This window comes from Rhizobium sullae, from assembly GCF_025200715.1.
Classification (GTDB): domain Bacteria; phylum Pseudomonadota; class Alphaproteobacteria; order Rhizobiales; family Rhizobiaceae; genus Rhizobium; species Rhizobium sullae.
Window position 1 is genome coordinate 1,736,938 of sequence record NZ_CP104144.1, and the last position, 22,500, is coordinate 1,759,437.

General features: G+C 60.2%; 22 protein-coding genes and 1 riboswitch. Of the genes, 12 read left to right on the plus strand and 10 right to left on the minus strand.

What is annotated here, in order from left to right; all coding sequences use genetic code 11:
* Window positions 1–8 precede the first annotated feature (8 nt).
* The 4 genes from N2599_RS28990 to N2599_RS29005 all read right to left on the minus strand — a co-directional run bounded on the left by N2599_RS28990 (window position 9) and on the right by N2599_RS29005 (window position 3,839).
* Window positions 9–971: a DUF2950 family protein gene (locus N2599_RS28990; RefSeq protein WP_027513000.1), complete on the minus strand. Its 963-nt coding sequence runs from the start codon at window positions 969–971 to the stop codon at window positions 9–11.
* 24 nt (window positions 972–995) lie between these two features.
* A complete protein-coding gene (locus tag N2599_RS28995; RefSeq protein WP_027512999.1) occupies window positions 996–2,369 on the minus strand; it encodes a DUF3300 domain-containing protein in 1,374 nt (457 codons plus the stop codon).
* A 100-nt stretch (window positions 2,370–2,469) separates the two neighbouring features.
* Window positions 2,470–3,456: an HAD family hydrolase gene (locus N2599_RS29000; protein ID WP_037143535.1), complete on the minus strand. Its 987-nt coding sequence runs from the start codon at window positions 3,454–3,456 to the stop codon at window positions 2,470–2,472.
* A gap of 122 nt (window positions 3,457–3,578) precedes the next feature.
* A complete protein-coding gene (locus N2599_RS29005) occupies window positions 3,579–3,839 on the minus strand; it encodes a hypothetical protein (RefSeq protein ID WP_087000666.1) in 261 nt (86 codons plus the stop codon).
* Between the two features lie 216 nt (window positions 3,840–4,055).
* On the opposite strand from N2599_RS29005, the gene N2599_RS29010 reads away from it, so the two are divergent.
* Together N2599_RS29010 and N2599_RS29015 are read left to right on the plus strand one after the other, a co-directional pair.
* Complete coding sequence (locus N2599_RS29010) at window positions 4,056–4,268, plus strand: hypothetical protein (protein WP_027512996.1); 213 nt, start codon at window positions 4,056–4,058, stop codon at window positions 4,266–4,268.
* A 25-nt stretch (window positions 4,269–4,293) separates the two neighbouring features.
* The gene (locus N2599_RS29015; RefSeq protein ID WP_027512995.1) at window positions 4,294–5,925 is read left to right on the plus strand and encodes an autotransporter outer membrane beta-barrel domain-containing protein; all 1,632 of its coding nucleotides are present in this window, start codon (window positions 4,294–4,296) and stop codon (window positions 5,923–5,925) included.
* A gap of 5 nt (window positions 5,926–5,930) precedes the next feature.
* Here the strand turns inward: N2599_RS29015 and N2599_RS29020 are convergent, their stop codons facing one another.
* The 5 genes from N2599_RS29020 to N2599_RS29040 are packed head-to-tail and all read right to left on the minus strand — an operon-like array spanning window position 5,931 to window position 10,695.
* Window positions 5,931–6,668, minus strand: coding sequence for an HAD family hydrolase (locus N2599_RS29020; RefSeq protein WP_084606662.1), 738 nt, complete (start codon window positions 6,666–6,668; stop codon window positions 5,931–5,933).
* A gap of 2 nt (window positions 6,669–6,670) precedes the next feature.
* Complete coding sequence (locus N2599_RS29025) at window positions 6,671–7,402, minus strand: glycerophosphodiester phosphodiesterase family protein (RefSeq protein WP_027512993.1); 732 nt, start codon at window positions 7,400–7,402, stop codon at window positions 6,671–6,673.
* 32 nt (window positions 7,403–7,434) lie between these two features.
* Window positions 7,435–8,355, minus strand: a complete 921-nt coding sequence (locus N2599_RS29030) for an ABC transporter permease subunit (protein ID WP_027512992.1) — start codon at window positions 8,353–8,355, stop codon at window positions 7,435–7,437.
* 2 nt (window positions 8,356–8,357) lie between these two features.
* On the minus strand, window positions 8,358–9,323 hold the full coding sequence (locus tag N2599_RS29035) for an ABC transporter permease subunit (RefSeq protein ID WP_027512991.1): 966 nt from the start codon (window positions 9,321–9,323) through the stop codon (window positions 8,358–8,360).
* A 13-nt stretch (window positions 9,324–9,336) separates the two neighbouring features.
* On the minus strand, window positions 9,337–10,695 hold the full coding sequence (locus N2599_RS29040; RefSeq protein ID WP_027512990.1) for an extracellular solute-binding protein: 1,359 nt from the start codon (window positions 10,693–10,695) through the stop codon (window positions 9,337–9,339).
* Window positions 10,696–10,848: 153 nt separating this feature from the next.
* Between N2599_RS29040 and N2599_RS29045 the strand changes: the two genes are divergently transcribed.
* The 4 genes from N2599_RS29045 (at window position 10,849) to N2599_RS29060 (ending at window position 13,931) form a co-directional block, all read left to right on the plus strand.
* On the plus strand, window positions 10,849–11,895 hold the full coding sequence (locus N2599_RS29045; RefSeq protein ID WP_027512989.1) for a sn-glycerol-3-phosphate import ATP-binding protein UgpC: 1,047 nt from the start codon (window positions 10,849–10,851) through the stop codon (window positions 11,893–11,895).
* A gap of 97 nt (window positions 11,896–11,992) precedes the next feature.
* Complete coding sequence (locus N2599_RS29050; protein ID WP_027512988.1) at window positions 11,993–12,997, plus strand: sugar-binding transcriptional regulator; 1,005 nt, start codon at window positions 11,993–11,995, stop codon at window positions 12,995–12,997.
* Window positions 12,998–13,269: 272 nt separating this feature from the next.
* Window positions 13,270–13,512, plus strand: a complete 243-nt coding sequence (locus tag N2599_RS29055; protein WP_027512987.1) for a type II toxin-antitoxin system Phd/YefM family antitoxin — start codon at window positions 13,270–13,272, stop codon at window positions 13,510–13,512.
* Entirely contained in the window at window positions 13,512–13,931 is a 420-nt protein-coding gene (locus N2599_RS29060; protein ID WP_027512986.1) for a type II toxin-antitoxin system VapC family toxin, read from the plus strand. The genes N2599_RS29055 and N2599_RS29060 overlap by 1 nt, the downstream gene beginning before the upstream one ends.
* Before the next feature lie 121 nt (window positions 13,932–14,052).
* Here N2599_RS29060 and N2599_RS29065 read toward each other — a convergent pair whose 3' ends face one another.
* Window positions 14,053–14,319 carry a BrnA antitoxin family protein gene (locus N2599_RS29065; protein ID WP_244915135.1) on the minus strand — a complete coding sequence of 89 codons (267 nt, stop codon included), beginning with the start codon at window positions 14,317–14,319 and terminating at the stop codon, window positions 14,053–14,055.
* A 181-nt stretch (window positions 14,320–14,500) separates the two neighbouring features.
* Window positions 14,501–14,608: riboswitch (guanidine-I (ykkC/yxkD leader) on the plus strand.
* A 76-nt stretch (window positions 14,609–14,684) separates the two neighbouring features.
* Between N2599_RS29065 and N2599_RS29070 the strand changes: the two genes are divergently transcribed.
* The 6 genes from N2599_RS29070 to uca all read left to right on the plus strand — a co-directional run bounded on the left by N2599_RS29070 (window position 14,685) and on the right by uca (window position 22,500).
* The gene (locus tag N2599_RS29070; protein ID WP_027512984.1) at window positions 14,685–15,758 is read left to right on the plus strand and encodes a putative urea ABC transporter substrate-binding protein; all 1,074 of its coding nucleotides are present in this window, start codon (window positions 14,685–14,687) and stop codon (window positions 15,756–15,758) included.
* 65 nt (window positions 15,759–15,823) lie between these two features.
* Window positions 15,824–16,642 (plus strand): ABC transporter permease, encoded by an 819-nt coding sequence (locus tag N2599_RS29075; protein WP_027512983.1) that lies wholly within the window; start codon window positions 15,824–15,826, stop codon window positions 16,640–16,642.
* Entirely contained in the window at window positions 16,639–17,466 is an 828-nt protein-coding gene (locus N2599_RS29080; protein WP_027512982.1) for an ABC transporter ATP-binding protein, read from the plus strand. Before N2599_RS29075 ends, N2599_RS29080 begins: the two co-directional genes overlap by 4 nt.
* A gap of 2 nt (window positions 17,467–17,468) precedes the next feature.
* Window positions 17,469–18,287 (plus strand): urea amidolyase associated protein UAAP1, encoded by an 819-nt coding sequence (locus tag N2599_RS29085; protein ID WP_027512981.1) that lies wholly within the window; start codon window positions 17,469–17,471, stop codon window positions 18,285–18,287.
* Between the two features lie 11 nt (window positions 18,288–18,298).
* On the plus strand, window positions 18,299–18,961 hold the full coding sequence (locus tag N2599_RS29090) for an urea amidolyase associated protein UAAP2 (RefSeq protein WP_027512980.1): 663 nt from the start codon (window positions 18,299–18,301) through the stop codon (window positions 18,959–18,961).
* A gap of 2 nt (window positions 18,962–18,963) precedes the next feature.
* Window positions 18,964–22,500 carry an urea carboxylase gene (gene uca / locus N2599_RS29095; RefSeq protein WP_027512979.1) on the plus strand — a complete coding sequence of 1,179 codons (3,537 nt, stop codon included), beginning with the start codon at window positions 18,964–18,966 and terminating at the stop codon, window positions 22,498–22,500.

Genomic DNA, 22,500 nt, shown 5'->3' on the forward strand with positions numbered 1-22,500 from the left:
CCACCTTGTCATTCTTCGACGGCTTGCCAGTCGTCGTTCGGATTGAATGTCTCGATCTTCGCAGCTATGTTCGACGTGTCGTCGCCCAGGTCAACTTCGTAGATGATGCCGTTCTTGTTGACGACGAAGGTCTTCACCCCGCTTATGCCATAATGGACGGGCCATGCCACCAGCCCGAAGTTGGCGACCATGTTGCCGTTGATGACATAGTCGTAGGCTCCGCCGGCAATCGCATCTCCCTGATGCGTGAGGATGCGATAGCGATAACCATGGAATCCGTTGCCGGCCTTGGCCGCCTTCAAATCTTCGCCGTCGGCAAGCGCCGGGCCGGCAGGGCTTTCCTCGCCACCGAAAGCCTCGGCCGGCCAGTAGAGACCATCCTGCGTGCCTTCGCTGCTGATGAGATTCTGCGCATATTCCAGTACACCATCGTCGTCGTGATCGGCGAGGGCATACTGTTCCTGCGCGGCGACATAGTCATGAATGGTGTCGATGGTTGAAAGTTCGTTGGCCCCGACCCGGCGATTTGCCACCTCCTCAAGCCCGACAAAGGTATCGAACGCCCATTTCCCGTCGTCGCCCTTAGAGATCGGGAAGGGGAACGGCCACCGCTCGCCGCCGATTTCCAGAACCTTGCGCCCGTTCACATCCTGAACGTCCAGCTTCTCCTTCAGACGCGCCTTTATGTCTGCGTAAGCCTCCGTCACGCCGTCGCTTGACTTGGTTTTGGCGGCGTCCAGGCCGAGCAGGGTTGTGAGCTTGCTCACGTCGCCGCCTTCGACCGTCGATTTGAACGCATCGACGGCTTCTTCGGGCGTGGCGAAGGTCGGTGGCTCCTGCGCGGAAGCGAAGTCCGAAATCGACATGTTTTCGTCAGCGGTTTGTGCGTGGACGACCGACGCCAGCGCTGTGCCCGAGACAACTGCGGCGCAGGCCAGCGAGCGAAGAATGTTCTTGTAATCTGTGTTCATTGTCAGCTCTCCCTTACGCCCGGATTATCGGCGGCGTCCGCCACCGTGCCTGACCATCTTGTGACCGCCGCCGCCGCGATGCCCGCCTCCCATGGAATGCCGGCCACGGTTGGAGGACAGGTTGGTGTGGTGGCGGTTTCCGGGATTGCCGAGCACCGAATTGTGTCTTGATGGGCGGTTCTGGACTCGCGCGCCCGCCTTCGGCTGCTTGATCTGTCGCGTTACATTCTTTTGGCCCGATCCTGCACGTACATTCGACGCCTTCTGCCGGTTGACTGAAGCATTTTGCGCTGCGTTGCGCGGGCGCTGGTTGGCGGCATTGGTGTTTCGGTTGCGAACCCGGTCTGCTTCCACCTTGCTCTTGCGGATGTCGTTTGCGGTAATCTTCGGTCGGTTGTTGACGATCTTATTGCCGCCTTCGCGGCGAATATCCTTCGCCTTGATGCCGATGTTGTTCTTGCGGTTTGCCTTGAAGTCGTTGCGCATCGCATTGTGGTCGATGCGATTGAACTGGTTCTTGTCGAACTTGATCTTGGACCGGTCGACGTTCTTCCAGTCGACATCGCCCATCTTGAACTTGTCGCGGTCTATGTCGATGTTGTTGAAGCACTTGTCGCAATCGATGTCGACGTCACCACCGTGCCAGTCGCCACCCCAGACGCCCCAATCGTCCCAGTCGACCACCGAGGCCCAAATTGCCCCCGTGACGGCGCCCGCAAAGAACGTTGCCGTCGGGTAGTAGTAGTTGGGGTATGGATCGGGATAGTAGCTGATCGGAGCCGTCGGATAGTCCGGTTCATAGAGCATTTGCGGCTCGTATTGCGGCACATAAACTTTCTCGGGATCCTTGGCCTGTATGACGACGGTATCGCCCTGGTTGACGACGGTGATCTTGTCGTCGCTTTTGATGACGTTATCCGCAACCGCCTTGTCGCGTAGCGTCTGTATGGAGATCAGCACATCCTTCTGCTGATAGGTGAGAGCGCTGCCGAGCGCCTGCGTCCATTCGAGATCGTCGCTCATCATCTTGACGACCTGCGGGTAGTTCAGAAGGGAAATGACACTGCCATCCCAGCTATCCTTGGGCTTCAAGTCCTTGTTGGTCTTCGATTGATCGAGAAACCGTTGCGCTTCCACGATCTGCAGCGGAAAGATCGACGCCGAGGTAATCACAGCGACGAGCTCGTCGGGATAAAGGGCGATGCGAGCGACGAGCACCTCCAGTTCGTCTTCCGTAAGAAGATCATCCGCACCCGCATCCGCATTGGCCGCAGCTGCAGCCGTTTGGGAAGTATCCTGCGCCGTTGCTTCGGACATTAAGACAGGCGTCGCGGCGACCGACAACCAAAGCGCTGCCGATCCGAGCGAGCGCCCGATAAGGCTTAAAAGGTCTGACATGCCATCAACTCCCAATCCGTGGTCCTGAATGCGTCTGCACGTCATTGCGCTTCGTGGGCACTTTGCGGCTCTTGACAGTGTTACCGCGCGCCGTCGATGCCTATTGCGGATAAACCTGTTTCCAGTCGCTCTTCATGCTGGCGATTGTCCAACCGCGTTTCGGCCCTTCGTCCAGGCCCTTGTCCAGGCGCCCGATATGGGACTGGCGATCATAGGCATATTCCCGTTCGGCATCGTCGTGGTGAACGATCAGCCCGAAGCTGCGCCCCGGGCGGGACGTCGTCCATTCCAGCATTTGAAAGTCGCCGTCCGAGTTGCCAAAAGCGGCAATGGGGTGACGGCCGATATGGGTATAGATGCCAACCGGCTTGCCCGGTCCGTCATCGACGAAGTCGATTTCTGGCAAGCGGACGATCGCTGGTTTGCCGTTCGTCATCTCATATCTCGATTTGATCGACGAACCGACGACATTTTCCGGCTCAATGCCATAGACGCGCTGTGTCCAAGGTCGCATGAACTCGATGCCCCCACCCGAGACGATGAACACCTTGAAATCATTGGCCTTCAGATAAGAGACCAATTCGAGCATGGGTTGATAGACCATTTCGGTGTAGGACTTGCCCGTCTTCGGATGTTTCGCGGCGCCGATCCAGTCGCTTGCGATTTTCGTGAAGTCGTCGCTGGTCATGCCGGCATGGCTGGCACCGATGAGCTGGACCAGCCCCTTCTCGCCGGACGCAGCAACGCCAGCAACATCGCCTGCCAGGACGGATTTGAACGGTTCGGTGTCCTTCCATTCAGGATGGTCAGGCGCAAGGGCCTTGATCCGGTCGAACGCAAAAGCAAGCTGGACATACATGGGCTGTTCGCCCCAGAGGGTCCCATCGTTGTCGAAGACTGCGACGCGCTCGTCAGGCCCCACGTAGTCGGTGCCACCTGCGCTCGTGACTGCCGCGACGAAATCGAGGATGCTCTGCTTCGTTGCACCGTCGTTCCAGGACGGGAGGTCATCCGCCCAAGCCACAAGCGGCGACAGCATCAGCATGAGTGCGGCGACAGGCGCTACGATCCTATGTAATCGAGACATAAGGGAACCTCCGAATTCGGCCCGAGCTTAGAGAAAGAGCGAGGACAGTATTGGCATGGTTGGCATTGGTCATCGTCGAGAAATTCGCGACCGGGCATTCCCCCTGTATCGTCAACTGGCCCCTAGCTCTCGTTTTCCGGGTTGGCGTGGCGGACTGCTTTCAGCGCGCCATGGATGAATTCTTCAATCTCCGCTTCGATTTCCTCAGTCAGCTGCTGGAAATCGCGCGCCCTGCCCTCATCCGCCCGCCAACGTTCGAGTGCACCTCGCGCGGTGGCGTAATCTTCACAAAGGCTCCGGAATTCCGGCATTCGTGCATAAAGTCTTCGGACGATCAGTTCGTGCGTTGGGAATTTCCTAACAACCGTGGCCAACTCCGACATGATGGCAACCTCGGACTAGTCCCCGATACGAGTAGTGTTGCTTGATTTCGCCAAGGGGGGAGGTGCGAACATGTACGAACATGTTCCCCAGAAGCGCGCCGATGTACATTATGCAAGATGAATCGCAAGCTCGCTGCTGAGGGAGGCTTTTCCCGCCCGTGATCTTGCGTCATTGGCCGGCCTGGAGTTGGCGAGCGTCAAAGCGGGGTGCGCACGATGACCGATACGCATTCGTCTTCGTCCGTCGGAGCCACGGCTTCGCCACAGCATCGCGACGAGCGGAGGATCGGCGAGTTCCTGGCATCGCATGGCGGGCCTTTTTATCAGCTGCAGGTGCAGCTGAAGCTCCTTAAGGAAAATAGCCTGCGTGCTGCACCGCGCGCGGCCCTCTTCGTCGCCCTCGCCTGGGGGAAGCATGCGCAGAGCTGAATTCCATTTCCGACAAGCGGCATCGATGGCATATCTGGGTGCGGCGCTGATCGCTGGCCTCTGCGGGGTAGCCGGCGACGCATTTGCCGCGAACTGCAGTTCCCGCGGCGGCCTGGCCTATCTCGGCAACACGAAAGGGGCCACCGGCTCCGTCTGGCTTTCGGGAACGAGCGCCGGGTCTTTCGGTCTCGAAGCCGCGCAAGGCAATCAGACGGTTGACACCTGGAGCAAGAGCCAGCGCGGCCTCCATCTCTCGCTTTCGCCGGTCGTTTCAAACGGCAACGGTGGCACGCACAAACTCTATGATATATCGAGCGGAAAACCGTGTCTGCTCGACACGCAGAACCAGATGCGTAGTGGTATCCTTCCGAACATCGACTGGCCGGACGGACGGCCGGATGTTGGCCCACAGCCAGTCTTCCCGGGTTTCGACTGGCCCGATGGTCGGCCGGACGTCGGCCCGCAGCCGGTGTTTCCGGGTTTCGACCGGCCCGATGGCCGCCCGGACGTCGGCCCCCAGCCGGTCTTCCCGGGCATCGCCTGGCCTGATGGCCGCCCCGACGTCGGCCCGCAGCCTATCCCGCCGGATTTCAATTGGCCCGACGGGCGGCCGGATGTCGGCCCGCAACCGGTGTTTCCGGGGGTCACGCCGCGCACCCCGACCGCCATCAGAGGCGGCCGCGTGGTTGCGGCCCGGACGCCGGACACCTGTATCGACCCGCGGTCGATAAATTCCAACAAGCAGCAACGCGACCTGCCGATCTGCCGGGACCTCGCTGCCGAAGAAGCCGCCGCCCAAAGCGCCGACCGATCACCCCAGGTGCCGTTGACGCCGGGCCGCGATCTGCCGGCGCCCTCGCTCTGGAACTTCTGGGCGGATATCCAGTTCGCAGACATATCCGACGAACGTTATGACCGCGACAGCGGCACGCTCGCCCGCTCGTTGACGATGGGTCTCGATCGCCGCATCACCAACGACCTCGTCGTCGGCATGACCGTTTCCCTTGAGAACAGTTCGACCGATGCGTTCGACGGCACATTGGGCATCGACACGGAGGGCTTTAGCTTCGGCCCCTATGCGGCCTACCGCCTGTCGAAACACTGGGCGATCGAGGGATCGCTGACATACGGGCGCTACAACAACGATATCGACCTGAGCGTGCTGAGTGGCCGACAGGATTCGGAGCGTCTTGCCGGTGAAATCTCGCTCCACGGCCAATATAAAGTCGATGCCTATTTCATCCGCCCCAAGGCATCCGTTAGTTGGTCCCATATCGACAGCGACGCTTACGACCTCTCGGGCAGCATCCTCAACATACCGGTCAGCGTTTCCCTTCCCGGCGACAGCTTCAATTATGGCGTCCTCGATCTCTCGACCGAGGTCAGCCGTTACTTCCGTCTGCCGGACGGGCAGCCGTTCCTTGTCTTCGCAGAGCTTGGCGCGCAGTACGAATTCGAGCGACCGAACGACGGCAAGATACTGACCGGCGACCTGTCGGAAGTGACGCCTTCGCCCTGGGCGTTTTCGCTTCGCTCCGGATTCAGAATGCTGCTCAACGACAATTTGCAGATCGAAGCGACGGGCGGCTATCTGAGCTTCGGCCAGAAGGACCTCGACGCCTGGGAGGGCAAGCTCCACGTGTCATGGAGCTTCTGAGAGTGCTATGCTTCAATTGACTGACTGGCTGCCAACAACGTCGACGTTAACTCTTCGGCTCCGGTTGCGACAGCAAAAGCGCCGGAAGTGGCAAGCAAGGCCTTCCTTGCCGGCCTTGGGTCGGCAGGATCGACGAAACCTATGGCGATCATGCCAGCGGAAACCGCCGCCGCAACGCCATGCGGGCTATCATCGACCATGACGCAGCGTCCCGGTCGCGCCGAGAATTTCTCGGCGCAATGCAACAAGAGGTCGGGGGCCGGCTTTGGCCGGGCCACGATCTCAGCGCTGAAAACCCCCGGGTGAAAACTCTGCCAAAGATCGAGTTTGCCGAGACTGGCGCGAAGCCGGTGCATCGTACTGTTCGACGCAACACATTTCGGCCGGCTCAAGCTGGCGACGATCTCCCCGATGCCGGGCATTGGCATCAATGATCGCTCGAATTCGGCATAAAGCCGCCGATGCCAGGCCTGGAAGATGCTTGCGACGTCGCCCAAGCCATAGTCGCGCACGCACATGTCGCGGATCACGGCTTCCGAATTGCCAGTGAATTTTACGTGGGCTTCCGAAGGCGTGATTGCGACACCCGCCTCCTGCAGGGTTTCTGCAAGTGTGCGGCTCGCGATCGGCTCACTGTCGATGAGGACACCGTCGCAGTCGAAAATAACCAGATCAATGTTCTGAAGGAGATCGGGGTTGGAGCAATCGGAGGCGCCGGTGCAGTCTGTCGCCGATAAGGACACGTTCACGAACCCCGCACGCTAAGGGCAAGATCCGGCCTGTCCGTCGTGATCTGCCGGACGGGTTTGGCCAGCCAATAGGCAAGGTCGGCACTGTGATTTGGCACCCATGCTCCGAGGCGGTCGAGGGGAATCAAGGATGTGATCTCGTCCCAGTGTGTGGCAAGGAGAGACTTCTCGATGGCAATTATATCAGATAGTTCTTCAATTTTCTTAAGGCCAGATCTGAGGCCAAGGCGCTCGGCGGCTGCGCGGTCAAATGACGACAGCGTCCGGATATGCGGCGCAACCTCACGGACAGTTTGAAGAACGTCAGAGTGGAAACTCGTCAGGAGCGAACGGCCGGCAAGCCCGAAGCTATCGACGAGGCTTGCCGCCCTCCTCTCAAGGCCGGAGTAAGCAACGCCATTCGCGTCGACCTTCAGCTCGATATGCAGCTCAAGGGAGCTGTCCTTGAATATCTCGAGGACCTCTTCAAGCGCCGGTATCGCGTCGCCGTCGCTGTCTTTCAGCGTGACGTTTTTGTGTTCGCCTGGAGCAAGGTCACAGACCGGCCCCGTATGATCGGTCGTGCGATCAAGCGTCGCGTCGTGGATGACGAGCAGTTCGCCCGAACGGGTCAGGTGCACGTCAAACTCGACGCCGTCGACGGGCATTTCAGAGAGCTTGCGGAAACCCGAAACACTGTTTTCGGGCCAGAGATTGCGGCCGCCACGATGGCCGATGATGTAAACCATGTTCGGAATTGTCCTTGTGTCTGGGCAAAGGCTTACTTGCCGGAATCCACCAGTCCCTTGGTAAACCAGCGTTGCATGAGGAGAATGACGGCTGCCGGCGGCAGCATGACGAAGAGAGCAGCGCTCATGGCGATGTTCCACGCAGGCACCGAATCCGACACCGGGACCAGCTCCTTGAGACCCAGAATTGCAGTCGCCATGTTCTTGTCGGTGGTAAAGAGCAGCGGCCAGAGATACTGGTTCCAGCCATAGAGAAAGAGGATGATTGCAAGTGCCGCAATGTTGGCGGTGGAAAGCGGCAGCAGCACATCCTTGAAGAATTTAAGGGGGCCCGCGCCATCGAGTTTCGCCGCCTCGCAGAGCTCCTCAGGCACGGTCAGGAAGAACTGGCGAAAGAGAAATGTCGCCGACGCGGAGGCAATCAGCGGCAGGATCAGGCCGCCATACGTGTTCACCATGTTCCACTTCAGGGATGTTTCAATACTGTAGCCGGTCAGAGCCTGTACCAGGCCGGAAAGACCGGTGATCCCCGAAAGCCAGCGGATGGGACCGGCGGCGTCAGCGACGGCCTCGTAAGTCGGGATGATGCGGACTTCCACCGGCAGCATCAAAGAAACGAAAATCAGCCAGAATGCGGTCATGCGGAATGGAAAACGGAAATAGGTCACGGCAAAAGCCGCAATCAGCGAAATTGCCAGCTTGCCGATGACGATCCCGCCCGTAACGATGATCGAGTTGACGAAAAGCCGCGCAAAGTCGCCCTGCTTCCAGGCGATTGCGACATTCTCGATAAAATGCGAGCCCGGTACGAGCGGGAAAGGAGCCTGCTGGACCTCTTCCAGCGTGAGCGATCCTGCCACGAAGGCAAAGTAGAGCGGCAAGCATACGAAAGCGGCGCCAACCAGCAAGACGGCGTGACAGAAGATCGAAAGGCCGAGATTGCGTTCATCCATGGCTACACCTGATAATTGACCTTGCGCTCGAGCGCGCGGAACTGAAGGACGGTGAAAAGAACCGCGACGATCATCAAGATCACCGACTGGGCAGCTGACGAACCCAGATCGAGCTGCACAAACCCGTCCTGATAAACCTTATAGACGAGGCTGTTCGTGGCGCCCGCCGGCCCGCCGCGCGTAACGGCATCGATGATGCCGAAGGTTTCGAAGAGGCCGTAGACGAAGTTCATGACGGCCAGGAAGAATACCGTCGGCGAGGCAAGCGGCAGGGAAATGGTGAAGAACCGCCGAACGGGTCCTGCGCCATCAAGCTTGGCAGCCTCCAGCAGCGAGGCTGGAACGGCGAGCAATGCGGCGACCAGGAAAATATAATCATAGCAGACGTTCTTCCAGATCGACGCAATCGTCACCAGAAGCTGTGCATCGAACGGTCGCCTGTTCGGATCCCAGGCGATGCCCAGAGCATGCAAGAACTGTGCGACCGGACCGACAGCCGGATTGAAGAGAAAGGCCCAAAGCACGCCGGATATGACAGGCGCGATCGCATAGGGCAGCAGGATGATGCTCTTGTAGATGCCGCGACCGCGGATGACAAAATCGGTCGCGAATGCAAAGAGCCCCGCAAGGCTAAGCGTCGCGATATTCTGGAGGAGCGTGAACCAGAGGGTAAAGACGGCGCTGCTTCTATATTCCGGGCTTGCAAGCAGCATCCGAAAATTCTTCAGCCCGACGAAGATCTGCAGCCCGCCGAACGGGTCGACCTGCACGAAGGCGAGCGACAGTGCCTTGTAGGAGGGAATGAAGAAAAAGAAGAGCAGGATCAACAACTGCGGCGCAACGAGCAGGCCCGCAAGCCAGGGCTTGTTGAAATGCGCGGCCTTGAGACCCGCTTCCGGCGCGCGCGCTGTTGCCAGGCCGGAAAATGGCCTTCCCAGGATGCGGAGGCGCCGTGCAGCGCCTCCGATTACCTGCACGGGATTACTTTCCCGCATGGAGCTGCTCGTATTGGCGAAGGATCTGATTTCCGCGGGAAGCCGCTGAATCAAGCGCCTGCTGGGCCGTCTTTTGGCCAGTCCAGACCCCTTGAATCTCTTCGACAAGAAGCGCCATCGACTGGTTGTGATTGCCGAAACGGAAGCCGCGGGAATTATCGTCCGGCGTGCCCCTGGAAAGCTGCAGAATGGCGATCTCGCGCGTCGGATGCTCCTTGTAATAGCCTTCCGCCTTGGCCTGCTCGTAGGCTGCGTTGGTGACCGGCACATACCCCGTCTGCTTGCTCCACCAGACCTGTGTCTTCGGTGAAGCGACGAAATTCAGGAACGCTGCTGCACCTTTATATTCGTCCTCGGATTTCCCCTTGAGCACCCAGAGCGCGCCGCCGCCGATCGTGCTGTTCTTCGGTTCGATACCCTTCTCGTGCGGAAGGAAGGTCGCGCTCCATTTGAATTTTGCGCCCGCCTCCACCGCGGCATGCGCGGCCGTCGACGCGACATAGGTCGAGCAGGTGCCCGAGATGAAGAGCTGGTCTGGAGACAGTCCCTGGCCGGCGATCTGCAACACGCCATCGTCCATCCACTTTTTCAAGCGTTCCACCTGACCGACGATCAGCGGGCTCTTATTGAAGACGAACTCGGTATCCAGCCCGCCAAAACCGTTGGCTTTGGTGCCGTACGGTTGGTCCTGGATGGCCGCATAATTCTCGATCAGGCTCCAGTAGAAGTCATTGGCGAGCGCCATCTGGCATTTCGAGATGCCTTTTTCCTTGATCGTATAAAGCTGCTTTTCAACTTCCTGCCACGTTTCGCCCGGTTTTTCGAAGCCGGCCGCCTTGAACTGCTCGGCATTGTACCAGAAGATTGGAGTCGAACTGTTGAACGGCATCGCGGCCGGCTTGCCATTGATGAGATAGAAGCCCGCAACGGGTGCAACAAAATCGTTCCAATTGATCTTGAAGCCTTCCCGTTCCATGAGTTCAGGGACCGGAACAACCGCGCCGGACCGGTACATGGTCTGGAAGCCGCGTTCGGCAGCCTGGATCAAAACAGGCTGCTGGCCAACGCGATAGGCCGCAACCATCGCAGCCATGGTTTCCTCATAGTTGCCCTTGCTGACGCCGACGACCTCATACTTGTCCTGAGAGGCGTTGAAATCGGAGATCAGCTGTTTGGTGATCTCGGCAAGCCGGCCGTTGGCCGCATTCCACCATTCGACCTTGACCCGATCTGCGGCGAGCGCATCTCCAGCAATCTGCAAGCCTAAGACCAGCGCTGCGGCACCAGCCGCAACGGTTTTGAAGGCCCTCCCGAGCGGGCCGTTTTCTAAAGACTTATCTGTCATCTCGTTTTCCTCTCCATCGCCTGCTGTTTGTGAACCGGTTTTGTCGGCCGCGGCTGACCCCTCCCAAGGTGGCGATGAAAACAGGTTAGGGGCGACTTGTTACAAATGTCAATAGCGTGTTACAAATGTATGACAGGCGCACGGGAGGAACGAATGGCAGCCATAGAACTGATCGATCTGAAGAAGAATTACGGGCAGGTTCCAGCGGTCAAGGGCGTCAACCTGACAGTCGCCGACGGCGAAATGATCGTGCTTGTCGGACCTTCGGGCTGCGGGAAGTCGACGCTTTTAAGGATGATTGCCGGCCTTGAGAGCATCAGTTCCGGGCATTTGCGCATCGCCGGAACCGACGTCAGCAATGTCGAGCCAGCAAAGCGCGATATCGCGATGGTTTTCCAGAACTACGCGCTTTACCCGCACATGACGGTTCGTCAGAACCTCGAGTATGGATTGAAAAATCGTCGCGTCGCGCGCGTCGAAATCGACCGGCGCATTGCCGAAACCGCAGCGATCCTGGAAATCGGCGCTTTGCTCGATCGCCGTCCACGGCAACTGTCAGGCGGGCAGCGCCAGCGCGTTGCAATGGGCCGGGCAATCGTGCGCAATCCGACCGCTTTCCTCTTTGACGAGCCGCTTTCGAACCTCGACGCGAAGCTGCGCGTGCAGATGCGGGTGGAAATCCGGCGCCTGCAGCGGCGGCTGAAGACGACAAGCCTCTACGTGACGCACGACCAGCTGGAAGCAATGACGCTCGCTGACCGTCTGGTCGTCATGAATGGCGGACGGATCGAACAGATCGGGACACCGATCGAAGTCTATCAGCGCCCGGAAACGCTCTTCGTCGCAGGCTTCATCGGATCGCCGCCGATGAACTTCATCGACGTTGGAACGAACGGCACCATTGCGACGGACGAGCTCGCTATGACCGCCGACGCCGATATGATCGGCATTCGTCCAAGTGCCATCAGGCTCGGCGAAACCACCTCGCCTGCCCTTCGTTTCAAGGGCACGGTCGAACTCGTCGAAACGGTGGGCGACGAGAACCATGTCCATCTGCGCCTCAACGATGCGAAGGACGAACTGATTGTCGCAAGCATTCCGGGCGACCAGAGAATTTCCGACGGTGAGACGGTTTTGTGCTTCGCGCTGGAAGACAGTCTGCACCTTTTCAACAGCGCGACAGGCCGGCGGGTCAACTAACTGAGATGCGCGCAAAAATCACCGAGCCACGGCAATTGACAAGAGCGGCCAATCTGGTGCCCATAGCGGCGAAAGCAGAAGTTGTAAGAGCGGTCCGATGACACAGGCAAAAGCGGCCGGCGCGCCAGCTGCACTTCCCGACGAACAGATGCAGGTTCGTGTGGTGTGGCTCTACTTCATGGAGGGGCGCACTCAAGGCGAGATTGCCGACGCGCTTTCCACCAACCGGCTTCGTGTCAACAAGATCATCGCCGAAGCCCGCCGCTCCGGCCTTGTGACGATCACCTTGAATTCGCGGCTCACAACCTGTGTCGAACTTGAGCAGAAGCTGATTTCGGAGTTTTCGCTGAGCCGGGCCATCATCGTGCCAACGCCGGCAGATCCCGATCTGATACCGGTGCTGCTCGGTCAGGCAACGGCGGACTATATCGCCCAGCTGCTCAACAATAGCAAACTGTCGGGGATTGGCGTCGGCTGGGGAGCCACACTGCGCGAAATGGTGCGTCACATGCCGTCCATGCGCCGGCCCGATGTCTGCGTGAATTCGGTGATGGGCGGACTGACGCACGGGATCGAGATCAACACGTTCGACATCGCAAGCGACCTTGCCCGTCAATTGAACGCGCAATGCGCCTATCTTGCGGCTCCCATTTACGCCGGCAGCCCGGAATCCAGAACGGCAATCGTAACGCAGGACGTATTCCAGGCCGCTTTCCGGCAGATTGCAGCAAACGATCTTGTCGTGCTCAGCATCGGAGATATGAGCGAGCGCTCACTTCTGATGCGCTACGGCCTGCCGCAGGACGTTACAATCGACGAGCTTGTCGCCGCCGGCGCTTGTGGCGATGTTCTGGCGCAATTCATCGACAGGAACGGAACCCCGATCGATCACCCGCTCAATCGAAGAGCGATCGCGCCGCCGCTGGAAGCGCTGCGCAAGATTCCGAACGTTGTTTTCGCCTCGGGCGGTATCAACAAAGTCGAGGCCATTGCCGCTGTCCTCTTGTCTGGACTTGGAACCGTCCTCGTCTGCGACGAAGATACGGCGCGCGCAGCTCTTTCGCTGGCAGCTCGCGCGGGATCGCCCGCGGAGTTGTCATGAGATGCATCGGCCCCTAGCGCCCGCGGAACCGAAAAGGGCATTGTGACCTTCACCTAACGTGCGAACCGCGCGCACCGTTGGTCTTCGCCACAGATCCCTAACGCGTTTTGGTTACCGCGGCTTTGACATGTTGGAGCTGTGACGATCGACAAGAACCGTATCTAAGCAAGTTGGTCAACCCTTGACCAACCCAGTGTATCACCCTTATCCTTTCCTAAAATGAAGCGCGTCGTTGGCAGATCCGCTGGGCGCAATCGTCAGGGAGAGCCCGCATGGCCGTCAACGTCAAAGTCGCCGAAGCAAAGACACATCTGTCGGAGCTGCTTTCCAAGGTGGAAGCCGGCGAAGAGGTCATCATCTCGCGCGGCAACACGCCTGTGGCCCGCCTCTCCCGCATTCGCCGCGAAAACGACGTTGATGCACTGATCGCCGAGATCAAGGCCCAACGCGCCGGCCGGCCGCACACAACGCAGGATGAAATTCGTCAGTGGCGGGACGAAGGCCGCCGCTACTGATGTCGTTTATTCTCGACGCCTCCATTGCCGCAGCCTGGTTTCTCCCCGACGAACAGCACGAAGCCACCGATCAGCTGATGTCCAATCTGCGCTCGACAGTCGGCTTCGTGCCCAGTCTTTTTTGGTTCGAGACTCGCAATCTCTTTCTCATGGCCGAACGACGCGGCCGACTGCGGCGAGGAGAAGCGCTGCTGGTAATGACCCAACTGCGAGCCCTATCGATCGAAGACGCCGGCTCGGGCGGTGACGGGCGGGTGCTCGAGCTGGCCAACCGGCACAGCCTGAGCGGCTATGATGCCAGCTATCTCGCATTGGCGCTGGCGCAGGGGATATCTTTGGCAACTGCAGACCGCAAGATGGCAGCCGCAGCTCGGATCGAAGGAGTGACTGTCCTTGGCCCGCTCGAGAACGAACATTAAGACTCGATCTGATCTGAACGCGCGCCGAAGCGTCAAGGTTGACGGTCATGCTGCTGCCCCTACACGTCAGGACGAACGGGCGCCTGCCACAGTGCATCGCTTGCGTCGATCCTCGCGGACGTCATCGTTGTGCACCCGATGTGTCGATCTTTTCCGCAAGCCAGATCTTGATGAGCGACTGATAAGGAACGTCGCGCTTGCTGGCTGCGACCTTGATCCGCTCAAGCAGCGCATTCGGTAGTCGTAGCGAGATCGATGTGGAGGATGGTTTCAGGTTCGGCAGACGAACACGCTCTGCCTTGCTCCAGTCGGTATGATCGTCGGAATCCTGGCTTTCCCAGAAGGCGCGTTCTTCTGCTTCCGTCTTGAACCCGAATTCCTCTGGCACATTCCCAATGACGTGAACGCCGGCACATAACCGAAATAGAGGACTGATGATTTAAGTGGCGCAAGGCGCCCAAAGGATGTGCAAGTGCATGCACTTTCTGCGGCGGAGGAACTCCTGCCTCGATTAATTCACGCAAAATCAATTACTTAAAGTTTGGCACGGCTTTTGCTTCTCAATCTGTAGAGTTGGTGGCTAGGGTTCCGGCGCTTCGACAAGCGTGCTGGTCCGAGAGCTGCCACCGGTTGGGGAGACATCCCGCCGGGCACGGCGGGACAAAAGCCCGGGAGACCTCGTTAGCCAAGGGATTGGCGGCGCGATGGTCCATGCCGATCCCTTTTTGAAGAAAAGCAAAAAAGGGAATGTCAATGCAGACTTTTTCGACGATGCTCTCCATCACCGCGCTGGCGGCTTCGCTGGCCTTCGGTACGACATCAAACGCCTTCGCAGCACCGAAGACCGACTTCAAGGTCGCCTGGTCGATCTATGTCGGCTGGATGCCGTGGGGCTACGCGAACGATCATGGCATCGTCAAGAAATGGGCCGACAAATACGGCATCAAGATCGAAGTGATCCAGTTCAACGACTACGTTGAATCGATGAACCAGTACACGGCCGGCGCCTTCGACGCGGTCACGCTCACCAACATGGACGGCCTCTCCATTCCAGCAGCTGGCGGCGTCGATACGACCGCCGTCATCGTCGGTGACTTCTCCAATGGCAATGACGCGGTGATTCTCAAGGACAAGGCCAGCCTTGCCGACGTGAAGGGCCAGAACGTCAACCTCGTCGAATTTTCCGTGTCACACTATCTGTTCGCCCGGGCACTCGAGAGCCTCAAGCTGACCGAACAGGACGTGAAGATCGTCAACACATCGGATGCCGACATGGTCGCCGCCTACAAGACGGCGGATGTCACGGCGATCGTCACCTGGAACCCGCTCGTCGCGACCATTCTCGAAGATCCGACGGCCAAGAAGGTTTTCGACAGTGCGCAGATCCCCGGAGAGATCATTGACCTGATGGTCGCCAATTCCGGCGTGCTGAAGGACAATCCGAATTTCGGCAAGGCCCTCGCCGGGATCTGGTACGAAACCGCGGCGCTGATGACGGCAGACAATGATGAAGGCAAAGCAGCGCGCGAAGCAATGGGCTCCGCATCCGGCACCGATCTGAAGGGCTTCGAAGCCCAGATCGCCGCCACCAAGCTGTTCGACAAGCCGGCCGATGCGGTCGCCTTTACGGCATCGCCGAGCCTGCCAAAGACGATGGATCTGGTGCGCAAATTCCTATTCGAAAAAGGCCTGCTCGGCAGCGGTGCCGCGTCCGCAGACGTCATCGGCATCGAAATGCCGGACGGCAAGGTTCTCGGCGACAGCGGCAACGTCAAGCTACGCTTCACGGAGACCTACATGAAGGCCGCCGCTGACGGTTCGCTCTGAACGATCTCCAACGGCGGTGCGGGTTCCCTGTACCGCCGTTTTCCTTTCATCACCGGAGCCATGTCATGCGCTGGATCAACACCAGGCCGAGCCGGGGTGCACAACTCACCTTGACGCTTCTGCCATTCGTGCTGCTGATTGCCGCCTATGGGGCGGGATCGATCGCGCGGCTGGCGGAAAATCCCAACGATAAGCTACTGCCCGGTCTCTCGGTGTTTGCCGATGCGATCAACCGGCTGGCCTTCCTACCGGATACGCGCACCGGCGACTACCTGCTGTGGTCTGATACCGTCGCTAGCCTGAGCCGGCTTTTCGCAGGCCTCGGGATTTCGACGGCAACGGCGCTGCTGATCGGCATGGCGATCGGCATGCTGCCCTATCTGCGTTCGCTGCTCGCGCCCTTCGCGGTCGTGATCTCCATGGTCCCGCCGCTGGCGCTGCTGCCCGTTCTTTTCATCGTCATGGGTCTTGGCGAAGCCTCGAAAATCGCACTGATCGTCATCGGCGTCGCGCCGACGATGATCCGTGACCTTGCCCTCAAGACGCTGGAACTGCCGCGCGAGCAGATCGTCAAGGCGGAAACGCTCGGAGGCTCGTCCTGGCAGATTGCCCTACGCGTCGTGCTGCCGCAAATTCTGCCGCGCCTGATCACATGCCTCAGGTTGCAGTTGGGACCTGCCTGGCTGTTCCTCATTGCAGCGGAAGCGATTTCGTCAGACTCCGGGCTCGGCTATCGCATCTTCCTCGTCCGCCGTTATCTGTCGATGGATATCATCTTTCCCTATGTCGTCTGGATCACCCTGCTTGCCGTTCTGACCAACTTCGTCCTCGATCGGATCCGCATCGTCGTCTTCCCGTGGTCCGAGCTGGAGAAGCAGGGATGAGCGAACTGATCATCGACAACGTCTGGAAGGAATATGGCGACCAGATCGTGCTGGAGAACGTGTCGTTGACAGTCGCGTCCGGCGCCTTCGTCGCGCTCGTTGGCCCCTCCGGTTGCGGCAAGTCGACCTTCCTTCGCATGCTTCTTGGCCAGGAACGGGCGACCAGAGGCACGATCCTGTTGGACGGCGAGCCGCTGCCGCCCGAACCGGGTCCGGATCGCGGCGTCGTCTTCCAGCGCTATTCGGTGTTCCCGCACCTGACTGTGCTCGGCAATGTTCTGCTCGGCAAGGAACTGATATCCTCGCGATACAAGGCGAAGCTTTTCGGCGCAGCCCGGCGATCAGCCCTCGAGGAATCCCGGCAATTTATCGCGGAAGTCGGCCTTTCCGGCGCAGAAACCAAATATCCGGCGCAGCTTTCCGGCGGCATGCAGCAACGGCTGGCGCTGGCCCAGGCACTAATCATGAAACCGAAGGTTCTACTGCTCGACGAACCCTTCGGTGCGCTCGATCCCGGGATCCGCGCCGAAATCCACACGCTGATGAAGCGGCTCTGGAATGAAACGCAGATGACTGTTGTCATGGTCACGCACGACATGCGCGAGGCCTTCACACTCGCCACCCGCGTCGTCGCCTTCGAGCGGCCACGCGACCGAGCGGAGGAAAAACAGCGCTACGGCGCGACCATCACCAAGGACATTGCCATTTGGCCGCCGCGCCGTGCGGGCGAGCCTTCACACTTTAGCCCTGACCGGGACGGCCCGGTTGTTTTGCAGGGCCCTCGCCGGGACGACCCGTCTTCCAGCCCGTCAGGAGAAAGATAGCCATGCACGTCCGACGTTCCGCAGAGGAAATCGCCGCCAACCGGCAACGCTACGAAGAACACCAGAGGAAGGGCTTGGAGTTCGCCCCCAAGGCGCTGCCCGTACCGAGCCCACTACCTGCGCCCGCAATCGAGGCTGGCCGCGTCATCCATCAGGAAACGATTCCGGGCGGCTGGTATTGGTCGACCCTGTTGAAGCGCGGCGAGGCGCTGCGGATCGATCAGCAGGAGGGCCTATCGACCGTCGCGCTGATCGCCTGGAACGCGGCCGACACCAGCGAAAGGCTCAATCTGGTCGATACCGTCAAGGTTCAGTGGACGACCGCGCTCGGCAAGGGTCGGGTGATCTTCTCGGACATGGGCCGCGCAATGTTCTCGATGATCGAGGATAGCTCCGGCGCCCATGATTGCCTGATGGGCGGATCGACGGCCGCATCGAACGCCGCCAGATATCCGGGCGCAAATACCCGCAACACGCGCGACAACTTCATCCTCGCAGCCGGAAAGCTCGGTCTAGATCGACGCGATATTCCCGGCGTGCTCAATCTTTTCGCGCCTGTCCAAATCGATGATGCCGGCGGTTTCCACTGGCAAGGCAAGGCATCCAACGGCGGCGACTACGCCGAGTTGCGAGCCGAGATGGACCTGCTCGTCGGTCTCTCCAACTGCCCGCATCCGCTGGATCCCAATCCTGTGCATGCGCCGGCACCGGTGACGGTCACCCGTTTCCGCGCCGCTGCGCCGGCAGCAGACGATCTTGCCCGCACCGCCACCGCCGAAGCCGTCCGCGGCTTCGAGAACAACGCCATGATGCAGGCTTGAGGAGGCCGACCATGATCGATTTCATTCAGACCGACGCCTCGCGTACCGCCGAAAACGCAGCCCAGGATCATTTCATCCCGGCCGAAGCGCCGTGGTCCGGCGTCGTGCGCAGGGGGCAAACGATCCGTATCGAGGACAGCTACGGCCAGCAGGCGATCGACACGCTGTTCTACAAGGCCGACGATTTCGCCGAACGCTATTCCAACCAGGACACGATGCGGGAACAGGGGGCAGCCTATGTCGGAACCGGAACTCGAATCATCTCCAACGAAGGCAATGTCATGCTGAGGATGACGGCTGACAGTTGCGGCCGCCACGACACGTCGGCCGGCGCCTGCTCCTGCGAGAGCAACACCGTGCGCTTCGGCCACGGCACCAAATATCTTCATGCCTGCCGCGACAATTTTTTGCTGGAGGTGATGAAGCATGGCATGAGCAAGCGCGACATCGTGCCCAACATCAACTTCTTCATGAACGTGCCGATCAGCCCCGATGGCAAGATGACCATCGTCGATGGCATCTCCGCGCCTGGCGACTATGTGGAGCTGGTGGCCGAGATGGACGTGCTCTGCGTCATTTCCAACTGCCCGCAAATCAACAATCCCTGCAACGGCTTTGATCCGACGCCGATCCGCGTGCTGATCTGGGACGCTACACCAGGTACCGTGGCCTGAGCATGTTCAAGAAGGTCCTCATCGCCAACAGGGGCGAAATCGCCGTCCGGGTCATCCGGACATTGAAGACAATGGGCATCGCCTCCGTCGCCGTCTATTCCGACGCCGACCGGTTCACCATGGCAACACGGCTCGCGGACGAAGCGGCGCGCCTGGGTCCGGCAGCGGCCACGGAAAGCTATCTGAACGTCGACGCCGTCATCGCCGCCTGTAAGGCAACGGGCGCAGAGGCCGTGCATCCGGGCTATGGCTTCCTCTCGGAAAATATCGACTTTGCCGAGCGGCTCGCCGCCGAGGGCATCGTGTTCATCGGCCCGCGCCCGGAGCATCTTTCGGCTTTTGGCTTGAAACATACCGCACGCGAACTTGCACAGCGAAGCGGCGTGCCGCTTCTGCCGGGCAGCGGTCTGCTGGAAAGCTTGGAGATCGCGTTGACGACGGCCGAGACGATCGGCTATCCGGTCATGCTGAAATCGACTGCCGGCGGCGGCGGCATCGGCATGCAGCTTTGCGCAGATCCGGCTTCACTCAAGACCTCCTTCGAAAGCGTACAGCGCACGGCGCGCGCCAGCTTCGGCGATGCCCGGGTGTATCTCGAGCGTTTCGTCGCCGACGCCCGCCATGTCGAAGTGCAGATCTTCGGCGACGGCAAGGGTAAGGTCGTGGCGCTCGGCGAACGGGATTGCTCGCTGCAGCGGCGCAACCAGAAGGTCGTTGAAGAAACTCCGGCACCGGGCCTTTCGCCTGCAACACGCGCGCGGCTGCACAAGTCGGCAGTCGATCTGGGAAGCTCGGTGTCTTATGCATCGGCCGGCACGGTCGAATTCATCTATGATCCGGCGCGAGGGGAATTCTACTTCCTCGAGGTCAATACGCGGCTACAGGTGGAGCATCCGGTAACCGAGGCCGTTTTCGGTATCGACCTCGTTGAATGGATGATCCGCCAGGCCGCGGGCGAGGATGTGCTTTCGGGTGCCGAAGCTCTGGCACCGAAAGGGGCGTCGATCGAAGTGCGCGTCTATGCCGAGATGCCGCACGCCGACTTCCGCCCGAGTGCCGGCTTGCTGACGGAGGTCGTGTTTCCCGCAAACCCTCGCATCGACGGCTGGATCGAAACCGGCACGGAGGTGACGCCGTTCTACGATCCGATGCTTGCAAAAATCATCGTCGCGGCCGACGACCGTCCGGCGGCGATCGCAAAACTTCAGGCAGCGCTTGCCGCGACGTCGATCACCGGGATCGAGACGAATCTCGACTACCTTCGCGCAATCGCCGCTTCCGATCTTCTCGCAAGCGGCAACGTCGCGACGACGGCTCTGCCCGATTTTGCCTTCGTGCCGGATGTCATCGAGGTTCTGTCCCCGGGCGCCCAGTCCAGTCTCCAGGAACTGCCCGGCCGCCTTGGCCTCTGGCATGTCGGCGTGCCGCCGAGCGGCCCGATGGACGAGCGATCCTTCCGCCATGCCAACCGTCTCGTCGGCAACGATGACACGACGGCTGCCTTGGAGCTGACCGTGTCCGGCCCGACACTGCGCTTTTACACCGATGTGGTGATTGCACTCGGCGGAGCGCACATGCCGATGACCTGTGATGGCCTTCGTCTGCCGCACGGCACGGGGGTGACCATTCGCGCCGGACAAGTGCTCTCCATCGGCGCCATCGACGGTCCCGGCCAGCGCGCCTATCTTGCGGTCGCGGGTGGCTTCGCGGCGGCGGTCGTGCTCGGCTCGCGGGCTACCTTCGATCTCGGCCAGTTCGGCGGCAACACGACCGGCACGCTGAAGACCGGTCATGTGCTGCATCTTGCGCGGCAGACACCCGTCAAACCACCGCAGGCTGCTAACGAGCCCGCCGACCTCACGCGCGAATGGGACGTCGCCGTCCTCTACGGCCCTCATGGCGCACCGGATTTCTTTCGGCAGGACGATATCGACACCCTGTTTTCCACCGCCTACGAGGTGCATTTCAACAGCGCCCGCACCGGCGTCCGCCTCATCGGACCGGCACCAGAATGGGCACGCAGCGATGGCGGCGAGGCTGGGCTTCACCCCTCCAATCTGCACGACAACGCCTATGCTGTCGGCGCGATCGATTTCACAGGCGATATGCCGATCATTCTCGGTCCGGACGGCCCGAGCCTCGGCGGATTTGTCTGCCCGGCGGTGATTGCACGCGACGAGCAGTGGAAGATGGGTCAGTTCAAACCCGGTGATCGCATCCGCTTTCATGCGCTCGCTCGCCCGGACGATCCCGTCGCGGGCCCCGTTGTCCATCGGGTTTCGGATGTTGGCTCGGCAATCGTCGGAGCGCGGGACGAAGGCCCTGTCTGCGTGGTCTACCGCCGCCAGGGTGACGACAACCTGCTCGTCGAATATGGCCCGATGGCACTCGATATCGCGCTCAGGCTACGCGTGCACCTGCTGATGAAGGCCGTTGTGGAAGCGCGCCTTCCCGGCCTGATTGATCTCACCCCCGGCATCCGCTCGCTGCAGATCCACTACGACGGGACAATGCTGACGCGAAAGCGTCTGCTTGGACTGTTACACGAGATCGAGACGACACTGCCGCCCGCGCAGGACGTGACGGTGCCGAGCCGCATCGTCCATCTGCCGCTGTCATGGAACGATCCGGATGCCGAGCTTGCCATGCGCAAGTATCAGGAACTGGTGCGCCCGAACGCGCCTTGGTGCCCGTCGAACATCGAGTTCATTCGCCGCATCAACGGATTGCCGGACGAACAAGCGGTCAAGGACATCGTCTTTGATGCCAGCTATCTCGTGCTGGGTCTTGGCGACGTCTATCTCGGCGCGCCGGTGGCAACACCAATCGATCCGCGCCACCGCCTTGTCACCACCAAGTACAACCCGGCCCGCACCTGGACCCCGGAAAATGCCGTAGGCATCGGCGGCGCCTATATGTGCATCTACGGCATGGAAGGCCCAGGCGGCTATCAACTGTTCGGCCGCACCATCCAAGTCTGGAACACCTGGCGGCAGACGCCAGAATTCGCCAAGGGCAAGCCCTGGCTGCTCAACTTCTTCGACCAGATCCGCTTCTTCCCGGTCAGCCATGAGGAACTGACGGAGGCCCGCGCCATCTTCCCACATGGCGGTTATCCGGTGCGGATCGAGGAGACGGAATTCTCCTACGGAGCCTATGAGAAAGAACTGCACTCAAACGCTCAATCGATCGGCCGCTTCAAGGCGACGCAGCAGGCGGCTTTCGACGCCGAGCGGCAAAGCTGGATAGACGCTGGCCTCGACAGTTTCGTCAGCGACGAAGGCACGGGAGAAGGCCTTGACGGCGATATTCCGGCTGACTGCTTCGGCGTTGCCAGCAGCGTTCCGGGCAATATCTGGAAACTGCTGGTCGAACCGGGTGCTTCCGTCACCGCCGGCGATACGGTTGCCATCATCGAATCCATGAAAATGGAAATCAACGTCACTGCCCACGCGAACGGACGCGTCCGCGATCTGCGCGCCGGACCCGGGCGCAATGTTAAAGCCGGTGATATCATCGTCGTTCTGGAGAACTGCTGA